Raw genomic sequence first — 1,942 nt, 5'->3', positions numbered from 1 at the left:
CTGCTGTACCATATCATATACAGCACGATGGTTGTGGTCAAAGCGGCGGCAGAAACCGATCTGCAGCTTGACGCCAGCGTCCTTTGCGGCGTTAATCGCTTCATGTACCTTGTTCAGATCGTAATCAATCGGCTTCTCGCAAAAGATGTGCTTCTTTGCCTTTGCTGCCTCAATAATGAAGTGCGAATGGGTGTCCGTGGACGAGCAGATCAGAACTGCTTCGATTTCCGGATCATCTAAAATATCAGCCGCATTAGTCGAAACATTCGGGATGTGGTACTGTGCTGCAAATTCTCTCGTTGCATCGTTTGCAAACGGATCTGCAATCGTCTTAATCTCCATCTCTGGAACAAACATAGAGATGTTTTTTGCGTGTACCTTGCCGATACGGCCGGCACCGATAATGCCTACTTTCATGAATGGTCTCCTCTCACATAACAACAACACACAACGGTTGTTTTTCTCTTGTGATGCTATTATATCTCGACACAGATAGGGAAAAAACGCGCTTCTCTTTGGATTCTGCGCAGTTTGTCTACGAATGTCCTCTGTGCAACTTGCCTAATTTCCCGAAAAAGCGTCTTATTTTTGGATTTCCTATCCATTGTCCTCGCATATTTTGTGCTTTTTCTTTGGATTGTGTGTTATTTTTGTATTTTCACATCAAAAAAATCCCCGCATCGCTTGCTTGGATGCGGAGATTTGATGGTTGGAGAGATTCGGCGACTTGCCTTTCGGCAAATCGCCGATAAAAAGGATTGGAATTATCAAAGAAATAAATTTATGCTGCACCGATTCCCAACGGGGAGAAGAAGATATATACAGCGACAACACAAACCAGGACAACAATCGAAACGACCTTGCGATACTTCCACGGGGTCAGATCGACAGCCTTGACGTCCTGCTGCTCCCATGCCTGCATGTCCGGATGCGACTTCTTGTTGCGATAGTTCATGACTGCCATGATAATCAGCTCAATCGGCCACAGAACAGCAACAGCGTACAGATAATGCATCGTGCCGCCGCCCGGATAAGCCGGTGCAATAATCATAAACAGACCGTATACCACAATGTGGAATACCATGATGACCTTTGCTGCATATTTCGGCAGATACTTGAAGAAGAAGCCGCCAAAGACTGCGGACAGAACCGGCAGACCAATCAGCATAACGAAAGAATCCAAGAAGGTCTTCAGTCCTGCCGGGAAGAAGTATACCATCGGACCGACGATTGTAGTAGCAACAGCGAAAACAATGCCAATCTTCTTGCCGACATCGACGAGCTTTTCTTCCGATGCCTTCGGATTGATATACTCATGATAAATATCCATGGTGAACATGGTGTTGACGGAGTTGAGTACCGAGTTAAACGAGGACAGAATCGCACCGAACATAACCGCTGCAAAGAAGCCCATGAGCGGTGCCGGAATAACCTGCGTTACCAGATGCGGATAAGCATCATCCATCATAGAAACCTGATTGCCCTGCAATTCAAACAGTGCGTAGGCAATGACGCCCGGCAGAGCAAGGAACATAAAGCCTGCAATTTTCAGGAAAGCACAATACAGTGCGCCCTTCTGTGCTTCTTTCAGATTCTCTGCTGCGAGAACACGCTGAATAAACGACTGATGCGTGCACCAAGACTGCAAGCCCAAGAATACCAGACCAGTAAATACCGTCGGCCACGGAACTGCCGGAGCCTCTGCATTGATCGGTGCAATGGAGTTCAGCTTATCTGCATGATTGGCAACCAGATACTTCCAGCCATCCAGAATGGCAACGGTGCTCTCGCTGCCTGCGGCATGACCCAGTACATTCAGTGCAAAGAACGGAATCATCAGACCGCCAATCAGCAGGCCAACACCGTTTACGGTATCCGAAACGGCAACTGCCTTCAGGCCGCCGAAAATCGCATAGATCGAACCAACAACGCTGATGGCAAT

2 protein-coding genes are annotated in these 1,942 nt (G+C 47.6%); both read right to left on the bottom strand.

Annotation, left to right across the window (positions count from 1 at the left end; translation table 11 throughout):
- A partial coding sequence (locus ACR0P9_RS11715; RefSeq protein WP_432620355.1) for a Gfo/Idh/MocA family oxidoreductase occupies positions 1-417 on the bottom strand: 417 nt, incomplete at its 3' end.
- A 364-nt stretch (positions 418-781) separates the two neighbouring features.
- Positions 782-1,942 (bottom strand): sodium:solute symporter family transporter (locus tag ACR0P9_RS11710; RefSeq protein ID WP_432620353.1); only part of this gene is annotated, 1,161 nt, incomplete at its 5' end.

The sequence above is a fragment of the Butyricicoccus sp. genome, from assembly GCF_050872565.1.
Taxonomy (GTDB): Bacteria; Bacillota; Clostridia; order Oscillospirales; family Butyricicoccaceae; genus Butyricicoccus_A.
Note: the sequence above shows the minus strand (reverse complement) of the source record. Positions and strands in the feature narration are given on the sequence as shown.